12 protein-coding genes are annotated in these 14,092 nt (G+C 68.5%); 6 read left to right on the forward strand and 6 right to left on the reverse strand.

Annotated features, from left to right (window positions below):
• Nucleotides 1–37 precede the first annotated feature (37 nt).
• Nucleotides 38–982 (reverse strand): alpha/beta fold hydrolase, encoded by a 945-nt coding sequence (locus tag ACFVXC_RS29315; RefSeq protein ID WP_389910971.1) that lies wholly within the window; start codon nt 980–982, stop codon nt 38–40.
• A gap of 89 nt (nt 983–1,071) precedes the next feature.
• Here ACFVXC_RS29315 and ACFVXC_RS29320 point away from each other — a divergent pair, with 89 nt between their 5' ends.
• Nucleotides 1,072–1,662, forward strand: coding sequence for a TetR/AcrR family transcriptional regulator (locus ACFVXC_RS29320; RefSeq protein WP_389910974.1), 591 nt, complete (start codon nt 1,072–1,074; stop codon nt 1,660–1,662).
• A 175-nt stretch (nt 1,663–1,837) separates the two neighbouring features.
• On the opposite strand, the gene ACFVXC_RS29325 is transcribed toward ACFVXC_RS29320, so the two are convergent.
• A complete protein-coding gene (locus tag ACFVXC_RS29325) occupies nt 1,838–2,560 on the reverse strand; it encodes an isochorismatase family protein (RefSeq protein WP_389910976.1) in 723 nt (240 codons plus the stop codon).
• Complete coding sequence (locus ACFVXC_RS29330) at nt 2,560–3,144, reverse strand: isochorismatase family protein (RefSeq protein WP_389910979.1); 585 nt, start codon at nt 3,142–3,144, stop codon at nt 2,560–2,562. The genes ACFVXC_RS29325 and ACFVXC_RS29330 overlap by 1 nt, the downstream gene beginning before the upstream one ends.
• A 122-nt stretch (nt 3,145–3,266) precedes the next feature.
• Between ACFVXC_RS29330 and ACFVXC_RS29335 the strand changes: the two genes are divergently transcribed.
• Entirely contained in the window at nt 3,267–4,301 is a 1,035-nt protein-coding gene (locus ACFVXC_RS29335) for a GlxA family transcriptional regulator (protein WP_389910981.1), read from the forward strand.
• 371 nt (nt 4,302–4,672) lie between these two features.
• Here ACFVXC_RS29335 and ACFVXC_RS29340 read toward each other — a convergent pair whose 3' ends face one another.
• Nucleotides 4,673–4,981 carry a hypothetical protein gene (locus ACFVXC_RS29340; RefSeq protein WP_389910983.1) on the reverse strand — a complete coding sequence of 103 codons (309 nt, stop codon included), beginning with the start codon at nt 4,979–4,981 and terminating at the stop codon, nt 4,673–4,675.
• Between the two features lie 423 nt (nt 4,982–5,404).
• Between ACFVXC_RS29340 and ACFVXC_RS29345 the strand changes: the two genes are divergently transcribed.
• Together ACFVXC_RS29345 and ACFVXC_RS29350 are read left to right on the forward strand one after the other, a co-directional pair.
• Nucleotides 5,405–6,991, forward strand: coding sequence for an APC family permease (locus ACFVXC_RS29345; protein ID WP_389911138.1), 1,587 nt, complete (start codon nt 5,405–5,407; stop codon nt 6,989–6,991).
• Between the two features lie 275 nt (nt 6,992–7,266).
• Complete coding sequence (locus ACFVXC_RS29350) at nt 7,267–8,967, forward strand: CocE/NonD family hydrolase (RefSeq protein WP_389910985.1); 1,701 nt, start codon at nt 7,267–7,269, stop codon at nt 8,965–8,967.
• Between the two features lie 373 nt (nt 8,968–9,340).
• Here the strand turns inward: ACFVXC_RS29350 and ACFVXC_RS29355 are convergent, their stop codons facing one another.
• On the reverse strand, nt 9,341–11,131 hold the full coding sequence (locus ACFVXC_RS29355) for a TIGR03086 family metal-binding protein (RefSeq protein ID WP_389910988.1): 1,791 nt from the start codon (nt 11,129–11,131) through the stop codon (nt 9,341–9,343).
• Between the two features lie 95 nt (nt 11,132–11,226).
• Here ACFVXC_RS29355 and ACFVXC_RS29360 point away from each other — a divergent pair, with 95 nt between their 5' ends.
• The gene (locus ACFVXC_RS29360) at nt 11,227–11,835 is read left to right on the forward strand and encodes a TetR/AcrR family transcriptional regulator (protein ID WP_389910990.1); all 609 of its coding nucleotides are present in this window, start codon (nt 11,227–11,229) and stop codon (nt 11,833–11,835) included.
• A 97-nt stretch (nt 11,836–11,932) separates the two neighbouring features.
• Here the strand turns inward: ACFVXC_RS29360 and ACFVXC_RS29365 are convergent, their stop codons facing one another.
• Nucleotides 11,933–12,838, reverse strand: a complete 906-nt coding sequence (locus ACFVXC_RS29365) for an NAD(P)H-binding protein (protein ID WP_389910993.1) — start codon at nt 12,836–12,838, stop codon at nt 11,933–11,935.
• 320 nt (nt 12,839–13,158) lie between these two features.
• On the opposite strand from ACFVXC_RS29365, the gene ACFVXC_RS29370 reads away from it, so the two are divergent.
• On the forward strand, nt 13,159–14,067 hold the full coding sequence (locus ACFVXC_RS29370) for a helix-turn-helix transcriptional regulator (RefSeq protein ID WP_389910996.1): 909 nt from the start codon (nt 13,159–13,161) through the stop codon (nt 14,065–14,067).
• The last annotated feature ends 25 nt before the right edge of the window (nt 14,068–14,092 follow it).

Here is a 14,092-nt window from a genome sequence, read left to right on the forward strand (position 1 = left end):
ATCACCGGACTGACCCGCGCGTCGCGAACTACGCGAACTACTCGACACGCCCGTGATCGATGAACGCGGTCAACACGTCCACAGTTGCGTCGGGCTGCTCGTCGGGAATGAAGTGTCCGGCCTGCGGGATGACGACGCCGGTCGCGTTCTCTGCCCACGGGCTGATGGAGGCGGCCATGTCGGGGATCGAGCCATGGGTACTGGAGATTCCCAGGACCGGGACGGTCAAGTGCCCTCGTTCGAGAGCGTCATGATTCTTACGCGCTGATTCCGCGGCGTCGCGGTAGTAGGCGAGAGACGCTGAAAGACCTCCCTCGGCCGCGATGGCGGCGGCGTAATGGTCGATCTCGGCGCCGTCGAAGGTGTTCGGGGACAGAGCTTTGACCTTCAAGAACCAGCCGACGTAGTCACGCTCGCGGCCGGTGAGCAGGGTCTCGGGCAGTTCGGGCACCAGGTGGAAGGCGAAGTGCCAGGTCTTCCAGGCCCGGTCGGGATCCGTTGGGATGGAGTCCGGGAGGGTGATTCCGGGAATGCCGGCGTCAAGCAGAGCGACACCATGCAGGCGCTCTTCGTACTTCAGGGCCAGCGAGAAGGCAACCCAGGCCCCGATGTCATGAGCGACGAGCCAGTATTTCGACACGTTGAGCGCGGTCAGCGCCGCCTGGACACGCGAAGCGACGGTGTGCGTGTCGTAGCCCCCTTCGGGGCGCTCCGAGTGGCCCTGCCCCGGCAGGTCGATGGCGATCACGTGGAATCGCTCGGCAAGGCCTGGCATCACCTTTCGCCAGGCCCACCAGGTCTGCGGGAATCCGGCGAGCAGGACGACAGTGGGTCCGGCCGGCCGGCCGCCCTCCACGGCGTGAAGTCGGATTCCTTCCGCGTCGACCCAACGGTGAGTGAAACCCGCAAGGTCGTACAGCGGCACCCCGGGGACCGGGTTCTGGTCACGGGAGCGGTTCGGGGCTATGGCGTCGTCGGTCATGCCTGGAGCCTACTGCATCTTGTACTGGTTAGTTCAAGATAGGATGGGCAGGGCCACAACGGCTGGTCCAAGAACGAGGTGCATGCGTGATGGCCGGGAAGAAGCAGTTCGACGTGGACATGGCGCTCGACGCGGCGATGGTCCAGTTCTGGCGGGCCGGATACGCCGACACATCTCTCGACGACCTCTCCAGGGCGACCGGACTGAACCGCAGTTCCATCTACTCCTCGTTCGGCGACAAAGACTCGCTCTACCTGCGCTGCTTGGACCGCTACGCCGCGCTCTACGGAAACAGGTACGACCAGGCACTTTCACGTGCGGCCGAGGAGCCGCTCCAGGCGGTACGGGCGTTCTTCGAGGTCACCCTGCGGCGCATCGCCGACCCTGACGTACCTGATGGATGCCTGATCGCCCAGACCGCGATGGCGGCGCCGGTGCTCAGCCACACCATCGCCGCACGCGCGATCGAAGCTCTGGGCTTTCAGCACGCGCGGCTGCGGACCGCCTTGAACGCCGCACAGTTGACCGAAGGCGATGCCGACGACTTCGCGGTTCACATATCGGCGGTCAACCAGTCGCTCGCCGTGATGAGCAGGACCAGAGCGAGCCAGAAGCAGCTCCGCACGGTCATCGACATCAGCATGAGCGCGCTCTCGCAGGCCTTGCGTGCCCGGAGCTAGCCTCGCTGGCCGATCTCGCTGATACCACCGGGTGCCAGCGGCGTGGACCTGGAGGCCCTGTCCATCACCACTCCCGGCACCCAGCCCCGGCCGACGCGGGTCGCCCTCCCGCGCGCCGGGGACGCGAAACGACATGCTCGCCGATGCCGTGCGGCTGATCATCCCGGGGAAGGCGCTACTTGAGGTCGCGCTGCTCGGGGACCACGACGCCGAAGCGGTCCTGGATCGTGGCGAGGGCGACCTCGTGCACCTGCTTGGCGGGGATGCCGCGAGGGTTGCCATTGACCGGGAGCGGGCGAGTCGCAGAGGCGTCGCCGATCACGGTCGGGTTGTAGCCGTTGTAGACGGCTCCCTCGGTGGTGAAGAGGGTGCACATGTGGGTCATGAAGCCGGAGATGATCACGTTCTTGCGACCGGTCTTCTTGAGCTCGGCGTCGAGGCCGGTGTCGTGGAAGCCGTTCGGTACTGCCTTCTCGACGACGGTCTCCCCCTTGGCCGGTTTGAGCGCCGGGATGATCTGGCCCGCCTTCGACTTGAGGTCGTATCCCTTTTCCACGATGTGGATGACAGGCGTGTGTGCCTTACGGGCCCGCTCCAGGAGGGTCTTGGTGTTCTTGACCGCGTCGCGCCAGTCCGTGAGTTCCATCGCGCCGTCGGTGTAGACGTTCTGATAGTCGACAAGTATCAGTGTCGAGTCAGCCAGCTTCGCGGGTGTCTCGTCCAGCTTCATCAGCTGACGCAGCGTCGTGGTGTCCTTGGCGTAGTTCTTCTCGTGGCGCTGGTCGCGGCTTTCGGTACGCGTGGCGGCCTCGGAGCTTCCGGCGCACGCTGTCATCGTGGCGGCGAGCACGGCGGCGGCACCCAGGGCGGCGGCCGAACGGAGCAGTTTGGCCTTCATCAGACGATGTCCTTCTGCGTGGGAACCACGACCCCGTACAGGTCGGCGATGGTGGCGAGGGCGCTGTCGTGCACCTGGCGGGCGTCGAGGTCGGTGCCCATGACCGGCAGCGGGCGGGTTGCTGTGGCTTCGGCGACGACGGTGGGGCGGTTGCCGTTCAGGAAGGCGCCCTGCGCGGTGAACATCACGCACATGTGGGTCATCCAGCCGGCGATGACGACGTCCTGGCCCGCTGCGAGGTGTGTGTCGAGGTCGGTGCCCAGGAATGCGTTCGGGGCCTGCTTCACGATGACCGGCTCGCCGTCGAGGGGCGCGACCTCGGGGTGGATGTGGCCGATCTCGGCACGGATGTCGTACGGGGTGCCTTCGCCGCCGTCGTTGATGACGTGCACGATCTTGGTGCCGGCTTCGCGGGCCCGTGCCAGCAACTGCGCTGCGGCGTCGAGGGACTTCTCCCAGCCGTCGAGTTCCATCACGCCCTGGGTGTAGGTGTTCTGGAAGTCGATGAGGATCAGCGTCGAGTCGGCCAGCTTCGCGGGTGCCTGGTCGAAGCCGTTGAGCTCGCGCAGCGTCGTTCTGGACATGGGGAAACCGCCTCCGGAGATACGTGGGATGTGTGCAGTTCGCGGTGCTCCGTCGAGCTGCGTCCACCACGCTAGGACCGAGTCAGGACGTCGGCAATGACATGTAACCTGCAGATACGGACATGCGCCGCTCAGCTGACCGGGGAGAGAGAACCGTGCCGGACACCGCCGCCAGACGGCTCATCGTCATCGTGCTCTTCGGGGGCGTCGACCTGCTCGATGTCACCGGGCCCCCCGAAGTGTTCTCGCTCGCCCTGCGCGAGACCGACGAGGCTGCGGGCTACCAGGTCGTGCTCGCCGCCGCGACCATGGACCCGGTCACCACGGGGGCGGGCGTGCGCATCCTGCCCGACCTCACTTTCGAGGAAGCCGCACGCCGCGGCATCGACACCCTTCTGGTACCTGGTGCCGTGGAGGTGGATGAAGAACGCCGCGTGCACCCGCTCGTCGATCCCGGTCTTGTCGAATGGGTGAAGGTGCTCGCCGCGCGGTCGCACCGGATCACCTCCGTGTGCGTGGGCGCGCACCTGCTCGCCGCGGCGGGGTTGCTCGACGGCAAGCGGGCGACCACGCACTGGTCGACCGCACAGCGGCTGGCCGCCGATCACCCGGCCGTAGAAGTCGACGCCGACCCGATCTTCATCCGCGAGGACAACGTGTGGACCGGAGCCGGCATCAGTGCCTGCCTCGATCTCTCCCTGGCTCTGATCGCCGACGATCTCGGCGAGGAGGTCGCGCTACGGGTGGCCCGCCAGCTGGTGATGTACCTCAAACGCCCCAGCGGTCAGAGCCAGTTCAGCGTTCCGCTGACCCAAGTCTCCACGACACGGCGCATCGAGGACCTGCGCCACCACATCCTGCGCCGCATCGCCGAGCCGTTGACCGTGGCTGAACTCGCCGAGTACGCACACGTCAGCGACCGGCACCTGACGCGCCTGTTCAAGACCGAACTGGGCGTGACCCCGCACGCGTACATCGAATCGGTGCGCGTGGAGAAGGCACGCCACGACCTGGAATCCTCCGACGCCACGCTCGAACGGATCGCGTCCGCCTGCGGTTTCGGCACCGTGGACACGCTGGTGCGAGCGTTCCGACGCCGTCTGAACACGACACCAAGCGAGTACCGGCGGCGATTCCGGGTGCCTCAGATGCCGTGAAGCGCACAAGTGCGAGGACAGCTGACTCTGGCTCCCCCTCACAAGCCGAGTCAGCGGGCAGCGCGGGTGCGGCCGAGGCGGCATCCGGGAAGCCCTGGCACTGGTCTATATCAGGCACCGACCCTCATCACCGCTACCCGGGCCTTCCTCCCCCTGCGGCGCCACGACCCGGAAGCACATATGCCGGGCTGAGCCCCTACCAAGTTCTGGACGTCCTCCACGACCTGCTGCGGTGCTGGACCGGCACCCGCACCACCTGCCGTGTCGACCTCTCACCACCGGCAGAGACCCAGAGCCCGACGATGCACTACGAGGGCCTTACGCAAGTTGAGGACCCACACAGGCCACGGCCATGCCGTCGCCCCGCCCGATTACAGTTCACTGTCAATGCCGGTGACTACCGGGGAGCCGAGTGGGGCATCAGCTTCGTTGATTCCCGCTTCCTTCAAAGCAGCCACGACAAGCCTGGTGGCCTGCAGTTCCGCCTCGTAGCGGTCTACAGCGTCCACTTCGAGGCGGACCGAGAAAGTACCGCCCTCGTTCAACGTCAGCAGGTCAACCCCTTCACTCTCGCTCACGTCAGTGTGCCGAGAAGCCAGCTCCCGCTCGAGAGCCCCGCGTGCCGAGTCATTGATGTCGCTGAGGAAAGTGCCAGGGACAGTGATGACGAACGTGGTCATGTCGGCTCCTCACTTGGGCGGTGTCGTGTGCCGTTTCCCCTGCCCACATACATTGCAGCGAATCCGGCACCGGGCCGTCGCATGACACGCACCAGTTGCACGCACCGGTGCCGCGATGCAGTGAGAGCGGCTGGGTATCTGCACCGCAACGACGGTGCACTGCTGCTCGCTCGCCATCCGGGGCGGCACAATCCGACCGCGATGACCCGCACCCCCGGCCTCACGCAAATACCGGAGTATGGGCTTATGGGCGCCTCCAGCTCCGCGAAGCGGTCTGGCGCGACGGCGACTTACGCATACGGCCTGTCCCGACGGCGCGGGACGGACCGCACTTCGACACTCGCGACGTGCCACGTGCCACGTGGCACGCTGGCCCCTCGCGGTTCCGTGATCGTCGAGGAGGTTTGCCACGTGGCGCAGCAAATGCCGGCGGAGACTGCCGGATCCCCCGATGTCCGCGCCGAGGAGAGCCGACTGCGCAAAGACCTGGGGTTCTGGGCTCTGACCGCGATCGGCTTCTCCAACATCCTCGGCTCGGGCTGGCTGTTCGCCGCCATGTACGCCGCCCAGACCGCAGGTCCCGCCGCGCTGCTCTCCTGGGTCGCGGCCGGCCTGCTCTGCGCACTGGTGGCCCTGGTCATGGTCGAACTCGGCGCCACCAGGCCGGAAGGCGGCGGAACGGTCCGCTGGCCGCTGTACGCGAACGGCCGGCTGGTCGGCACGGTCGTGGGCTGGTCCGTCATGCTCTCCGTGGGCGGCACCGCGGCCGAGATCAGCGCGATCATGCAGTACGCCGACCACTACGTGCCCGGGCTCTACCACGGCGGCAGCCTCACCGCGTCGGGCCTGGGCGTCGCCGCCGCCCTGAGCGTGCTGCTCACCGCGCTGAACTGGTTCGCGGTGCGGATGTTCGCCCGCGTCAACAACCTGGTGTCGGTGTTCAAGGTCGTCGTCCCGGTGCTCACGGTGATCGCCCTGTTCCTTTCCGGCACCCACTCGGGTCGCCTCACGGAGCACGGCGGGTTCGCCCCGTACGGATACGCGGCCTGCCTCACCGCACTCGCCGGCGGCGGCATCGTGTACTCCGTGAACGGGTTCCAGGCCCCTCTGGACTTCTCCGGAGAAGCCCGCAATCCGCGCCGCAACGTCCCCGCCGCCGTCCTCACCGGCATCGGCCTCGCGGTGCTTGTCTATCTCGGGCTCCAACTGGCCTACCTCTACACGGTGCCTGACTCACTGCTCGCGCACGGCTGGCAGGGGGTCAACTTCGAGTCACCGTTCGGTCAGCTAGCCCTCGTCCTCAACCTGCACTGGCTTGCCACACTGCTCTACGCCGACGCGGTGGTGTCCCCCGGCGGCTCCGCCTACGTGGGCGTCGCGATCGACGCCCGCCACACCTACGCCCTCTCGAAGAACGGTCTGCTGCCCCGCTTCTTCATGCGCATCGATCCCCGCTCCGGCATCGCACGCCGCGCCCTGGTCCTCAACCTCGCGGTCATCATGCTCTTCATGCTGCCGTTCGGCGGCTGGCAGGACATCGTGAGCGTGATGGGAGACATGTATCTGATCATCTACGCCGCCTCGGCGGTGGCCGTGGCGTCCTTCCGAGCACACGACCGGGAGCGTGGCGTGCCTCTGGCGGACGGCCACATGCCGGGGGTGCGCTGGATCGCACCGGTCAGTTTCGCCGTGGCGACCGAGTTCGTCTACTGGTCGGGCTGGGACGACCTGCGGCTCGCCCTGCCTCTCGTCCTTGTTGGTGTCCCGCTGTTCCTGCTGCAACGACGCAGAACGGCGGGCAGCCCCCCGGCCGAGGAACTGCGCCAGGGCGCCTGGCTCGTGTTCCACCTGGCGGCGCTCGCCCTGTTGTCGTGGCTCGGCACGTTCGGCGGCTCCGGACATCTGCCGGCGCCGTACGACTCGGTCGCGGTGGGCGTCGTCGCCTTCGCCGTCTTCGGCTGGGCGGTGCGTTCGGGCGCCGCCCACCTCCGTACGAACCCCGCTCACTGAGCGGGGACCGCCGTACACGCGCCCGGCCTCGACGAGGACGACGGTGCCGGAGACTGACAGCTGTCCTCGCGTGCGTGGGATCCGGCGCCGCCGCCGTCGGCTGAGCCCGGCAGTTCTCGGTCAAGCTCTGGCCTGTTGTCCGTCCGGAGGTTTGGCACGGCGCCATCCATCCGTCCGAGTGATCAGCGCGGAACGCTCCCCCGGGGTGATCTTGGCTGGGTGAGCATGTCGCTGACACCTCGTTGCCATCCCTTTCACAGAAGGCGGGTACAGCCATGTCTGTTGACGAAACCGCGGAGAACCCGTTCACGCTCGGCGCCGACGACCTCACGAAGCTGGACGCGATCCGGGAAGCGCTGCTGGACCCGTCGCCGCGCCGGATCGGCCGTCTGGACCAGTGGGGCCTGGCCGACACGTACGAGACGTACGCGGAGATCGCCCGGTACTCGGAGGTCTCGCTCACCATGGCGGACGGGACGGTCCTGGACGCGTCACTGAGCGTCCCGCGCGACCTCGCACCCGGACAGACCTGTCCGGCGGTCGTCCTGCCCGCCCCGCTGATCAACATCGGACACCGGGCCTACCTCGGCATGATCTCCCGCTGGGCGCTTGGCGGCTACGTCGTCCTGGCCTACAGCCAGCGCGGCCTCGCCAGGTCCACGGGGGAGATCCACGTCGCAGGACCGCAGGACGTCGCCGACGCCACCGAGGTCATCGACTGGCTGATCCAGCAGGACGGTGTCGACGGGGACCGGATCGGATTCTTCGGTTCCTCATACGGCGCCGGGACGAGCCTGCTCGCGGCCGCGCAGGACCCGCGGATCAAGGCCGTCGCGGGCACCAGCGCCTGGGCCGACCTCTTCACCTCGCTGTACGAGAACGGCACCCGCCACCTCAAGGCGTTCGAGGCGCTCGTCCAGCTCTTCGGCGAGGACCGGTGCTCGCAGGAGTTCCGCGAGATCATTCAGAAGATCCGCGCCAACACCATCGACGACCAGGTCGGGGAGTTCGCCGCGCAGCGCTCGCCCAATAACCACCTGAACACCTACAACGACGCCGCGACACCCATCCTGCTGACCACCGCCTGGCACGAGACCATCTTCTCGGTGCCCGCCGTCATCGACTTCCACAACCGTCTGACCGGGCCCAAGACGCTCCTGGTCCAGGTCGGCGACCACGGCAACGCCGAACTCCCGGGCCTGGCCGGCCTCCCCGCCAAGCCCACCGACATGGCCTACCGGTGGATGGACCATCACCTCGGCGGCAGCGCCGGCGACGGAGCGACTCCGCGGTTCGATGTCCGCTCGGAGTACATGTTCAACCCCCTCTCCGACCTCCGCCACTCCTCCTGGGACAACTACGCCCTGCCGAAGAAGCGGTTCCACCTCGCCGACGCGCCCGCCGGACAGCGCGACGGGCAGCTTTCCGAGGGCGACCCGCAGGCCGGCTGGACCCGTTCGGTGAAGGCCACCGGCAAGGGCACCGACATCGTCGTCGCCCCCAAGCTCGTCCAGACCGGGCTGGCCGAACGCATGGGCCTGCCCCACGTCTACAAGACCGCAGACATCGACCGCGGTCTGGCCGCCGTCTTCACCACCACGCACCTGCCGCAGTCCTCACGCGTCCGTGGCGAACTGGAACTGCGGGTGACGGTCAAGCCCCAGCAGGCGGACGCCACGATCGTCGCCTACCTCCTCGACGCCGACCCGGCCACCGGCAGGGCCCACATCATCACCCACGCCCCCTGCTCCTTCACCGCCGAGCACACGGGCCAGGCCACGACCGTGGCCATCCCCCTCCAGCCCGCCGACTACGTCGTGGCCAAGGGACACCAGCTCCAACTGGTCATCGACACCCACGACCCCCTCTTCGCCCAGGACAACAACACCGCCCCGGTGTTCACCATCGACATCACCTCCCCGACCGACGCCGAGTCCTACCTCGACATCCCCCTCCACCCCATCGACCGGCAGTGAGGGTGAGCACCTGCTCCGCGATCAAGGTGCCGGTCTCCCCGTCGGATCCGCCCGCGGCAGCAAGCTCCACGGCCGGACCACCGTCAAAGCCACCACCGAAGACGGCCAGGAATTCCTCTACGCCCAAGCCGGCTGACGCGGTGACGGCCGCCATCGCGCTGCTGCCTACGAGACCGGCGAGCCTCATGAAGTCACCTGTGTCGTCATTCGCCCGTTGAGGGCCGACGGCCAGGACCGCGTACTCGACGCTCTGGTGCAGCGTTCGGCGCCGTCGCCCCTCGCCCGTTCATCCCTGTCCTGGAGTCACGGCACGGGCCGCGGGCACGAGCGGGTGCGCCACCGTCGGCGGCGCACCCGTCACTTCGTTGCCGTCTCAGATCTGTCGACCGAGGAAGGCCAGCAGTCGCACGTGCGGCGGTGCGCCCTCTGAGGCAGGCGTCTGCGGGCCGAACATGCCGGGGCGGCGGAAGGGCTCCATGTCCATCTCCCGCATGCTTGCGAGCAGGTCCGCGCACAGGTGCTGGTCGATCAGGTCGGTGCGGTCGATGGCGACGGCCAGGTCGACGCCGTGGACGAGGACCTCGGTGAGGTGGATCAGCGCCGCCATCGGTCCCGGGACGGATCCGAAGCCGAGGCGGACCGTCGCCTTGGCCAGGTCGATGCCGGTGGGGGCCGCGTGCTGCCAGGCGGCGCGGTCGGCTTCAGCGGCGGCCCGGTAGGCGCCGGAGGGGTCGGCGCCGAGCCAGTCGTCGTGGTGTTCGCCCCCGGGGTCGGTGCCGGTCAGTTCAGCGGCGAAGATCCGCATGCCGCCGACGAGGTGGTTGAGCGTGGCGTGCGCGTCCCATGCCCGGCAGGGGGTGGGGACGGACCACCGATCTCCGGCGTCGACGGCCTCGACCACCGCGCCCGTCATGACCAGCGCCCTGCCGATGGACCCGACCACTGGAGGACGGCGGGCCATCACCCGGTCAAGCCAGTCGTAGACCCGGGCGAACGCCAGCTTCTGGGCGCCGGACTGGCAGTGCGCATCGGCGCCCTCGGCATCGGTGAACGCCAGGAACGTCTTCTCACACCGCAGATGGTCGTACAGCTTCTCCGGCTGCCCCTTGAAGAAGCCGTCGTCCTCACCGGAGCAGACCAGTACCGGACAGGTGATCTGTTCGGCGATGCCCTCGCGCAGGTGGTAGTCGAGGTAGGCGGCGCAGAAGGCGCGCGGGGTGCCGGCGCCCATGGCGAACATGCCGTGCTCGATGGCCCACTTGATGCTGGGGTCGGCGGCCATGGCGGCCGCCAGTGCGGCGTCCAGCTCGGGGTCGTGCGGGGCCCGCAGCCGACGCTCGGCCTCGGCGCGGGGCAGCGCGAGGGGGGCGGTGCTGATGTCGCCGAGGTCGAAGACGCCGTCGAGAGCGACGACGGCGGCGATCCGTCGGTCGAAGGCGGCGGCACGGGGCGCGAGATAGCCGCCCATGCTGACGCCGAACACGGCTATCCGCTCCGGGTCGATCTCGGGCAGCGTTGCCGCGAAGTCGAGCACCGGGGTGATGACGTTCTCCCAGTCCGGGCGGAACAACAGGTTCTGGTGGTGGCGGGTGCCGGGCTGGCCGGGACCGTCGAGGACCAGGACGGTGTAACCGCGTTCGACGGCGGCCGCGGCGCCGAAGAAGTGCATCTCCTCGGCGGTGCCGTCGAAGCCGTTGAACATCACCACGGTCGGGCGCGGCAGGCCGGAGGTGTCGGAGCGGTAGAGGTAGCCGGGGAGCGTCGTGCCCTCGTAGGGGATGGTGACCGGCTCGATCGCGGGGGTGAACAGTTCGGCGGCCTGGCGGAAGCAGCCGACGGAGGCGTCGTATGCGTGGTGGATGCGCGGGTCGGCGGCGTCGCCGTGCAGGAAGAACTCCGCGCAGCGGTAGTAGTTCGAGGCGCGCAGGAACCCGTCGCGGGCGCTGGTGCAGTGGCCGCCTTCCCGTGAGGTGCGGGCCTGGTCGGCGACCCGGTCGGCAGTGGCCAGCCACTGGTCGTGCCAGCTGTCGTAGTCGCCGGGGGCGATGTGCTCGGCGGTGGTGGCGACCTCGCCGAAGTCGGCGCCGCCGTAGGCGATGTGCCCGAGCGTCCGCAGGGTCTCGTACCAGAACGGGGGGTGGCCGGGGAAGAAGATCGGATTCACCACAGACTCCTAACGCAGTTGGCTACTGCTTTTAGTGGGACCATAGGCGCGCCATCGCCATAAACGCAAGCAGCAACTGCGTTAAGCTTGGTGTCGTGCATGAGAACCCCTCATCGGCCACTTCGCCGACACCGCCTACCGCCCGCCGCCCGGGAGGCCGCAGCGCCCGGGTCCGCAGCGCCGTCCACCAGGCCGTCACCGACCTGATCGCCGAGCGTGGCTACGGCACCTTCGCGGTGGGCGAGGTCGCCGCCCGCGCAGGTGTGGCCGACAGCAGCATCTACCGCCGCTGGGGCACCCTGGAGGCGCTGCTGATGGACGTGGTCGTCAGCCGCCTGACCGAGGGCTCGCCCATGCCCGACACCGGCAGCCTCGCCGACGACCTGCGCTCCTTCGCCGCCAAGGCCGCCGAGGACGTCACGGGGCCGGACGGCTTGGCCCTGCTGCGCACCGTCGTCACCGCGCTGGGTACCGGGCCTGACGGCGAGTCGGCCCGTGACCGGTTCCTCTCCGTCCGCTCCGAGCAGCTCCAGGGCATGCTGGAGCGGGCCCGCACCCGCGGCGAGGACGCCCCCGACGTGCTGGAGGTACTGGACGGCATCCTCGCGCCGATCTACGTCCGGGTGCTCTTCGGCGTCGTACCGCTGACACCCGACTATCTCGACGGCCTGGTCGACCGCGTGCTCGCGAGCCGACCGGAGTGACCGCTCGCCGGAGCAATGTCCACGAGACGACCCCCGGCAGCCCGGCCGTCGATCCCGTCCCGGCCGTACGTCAATCCCGTCCCGCCCGTCCCGGCCTTCAACCCCGTCGGGGCGCGCGGTACCGGGGAGCGAATTCTTCCTCGATGAAGCGTTCGATGGAGGTCGGGGTCGATGTGCGGGCGGTACGCGGCTGCTCCGTCCGCGTGTACCGGGAGTTAACGGCTTCGCCCACCTCGGCCATCATGTCCGCGACGTCGACGGACACGCCTTTGCTGCGGAGTTCCGCGTGGAAGTCGGCGAGGCTGGTCTGTTCATAGGTGAGGGAGTCCGCACGCACGGCGTTCGCGATCACTCCCACGACTTCCCGCATGCTCACGTCGCGTTCCCCTTGGAGCTCAAGGACCTCCGTACCGTGCCAGGTCCCGGTGGCGAGTTCCTCCCCGGCTCGGGCCCCGATGTCTGAGGTGGTGACGAAGGGCAGGGGAATGTCGGGATCGAAGGGGGCGCTGATGCGGTGGTGCGCCCTGGCGGTGTCGATGTGGTCCAGGAGATTCTCCGCGAAGTAGCCGGCGCGCAGCCACAGCGCGTCGACTCCAGGGACGGTCGAAAGGCGCCGCTCGAAGCGGTGAAGCCCCATGACCGGGCCGGTGCCTTTGGGGTGTCGGGCTCCCCAACTGCTGAGCCCGACGACGCGGGTTACGCCGGACTCGGTGACCGCCTTGGTCAGGGATGCCGCCGCCTGGTCCTGGAAGGCGCCGAAGTCGGGGTGGTCGGGAATGTAGTTGGGCTGGATCACCGCGTAGATGCCCTCCGCGCCACGGAAGGCGCTCGTCAGCGCGGCCGGGTCCATCGGGTCGGTTCCCCACACCTCGGCGCCCCGTGTGGCAAGGTCGGCGAGCCGCTGGGCCGACCGGCCGACGGCTCGGACCCGGTATCCGGCTGCGAGCAGGTACAAGGCGGCGGCCCTTCCGGTGCGGCCGCCGGCGCCGGTAATGACGAACATCGACATATCTCTTTTCATTGGTCTTCTGTACTGGTGCCGGGAAACCAGCCCGCAACCACAGGCCCCGGCGCCTCTTCCGGGGGAGGGCAGGGGAAGCGAGGCCGTGGTTCCGCTGAGATCCGACCTCTCGGTAGGCATGCGAAACGCTAGCCACCCGGCGAACCGGGCGGGTAGGAGCGATACACCCACCCCGGAGAACCAGCCGTGCCGGGCAGCGCCGGGCAGCGCCGGGCAGCGCCGGGCAGCGCCGGGCAGCGCCGGGCAGCCCCTTCGCCCTGAGGGGCCCATCCCGGTGAACGCCTCGTCCTTACGCTGGCTGTATGAAGGCTTCAAGGGAGCACAGCAGCGGCGAGCCACTGGCGGCCTTCCTGCGTGCCAGACGGAATCAGGTGCGGCCTGAACATCACCGGCTTGCGGCGGGGGCACAGCGCCAGGTGCCCGGGCTGCGGCGAGATGAAGTGGCGTTCCTGGCCGGGATCAGCACCGACTATTACGTGCGCCTCGAACAGGGAAGGGAACGCCGACCGTCCCGCGCAGTGGTGAACGGCCTGTGCACGGCGTTGCTGCTGGACGACGTGGCGGCGCGTTATCTGCGCGAACTCTCCGATAGAGGGGCTGCCGTCGGCGGAGAGGCGCCAGGCATGGACACGGATCGCCTGGGTGCCGTCCACCAACTGCTCGGCTCCATGACGGTGCCCGCCCTGCTGGTGAACCGATGGCTCGACATCGTGGACAGCAACGTACTCGGCGATCTTCTCCACGAAGGGTTGGAACCCCGGGACAATTACGCCCGCCTGGTCTTCCTGGCTCCCGGAGCTCAGACGTTCTTCACCGACTGGCCCGAACTCGCCCGCTGCATGGTGGCGGCCCTACGCGCACAGGCCGGATCTGAAGCCGGGTCAGCCCGCCTGACAGGTCTCTTGCGGGAACTGGCCGCGCACAGCGATGTCTTCACAACCGCCTGGGGCAAGCACCGCCTCTACGAGAAGGCGATCGACCGCAAACTGTTCCGGCATCCCAGGGTCGGATCGCTGGCACTCGACCAGCACGTCCTGGAACTGCCGGGAAGCGAAGGCCACAGGGTCTGGGCCTTCCACCCGGCGGACGGCGCGACCTCTGACGCCCTGCTCCGCCTGGCAGCCCCGGCGCTGCCGTCCGGCCGTCCGGACCCGGAGGCCGACGTCCTGCGAACAAGGGTCTCATTGCCAGCAGGGTACGACGGGGGTTAACTGGATTCGTGTCCGCCAGCCCTGG

It is taken from the genome of Streptomyces sp. NPDC058257 (genome assembly GCF_042881845.1).
GTDB lineage: Bacteria > Actinomycetota > Actinomycetes > Streptomycetales > Streptomycetaceae > Streptomyces.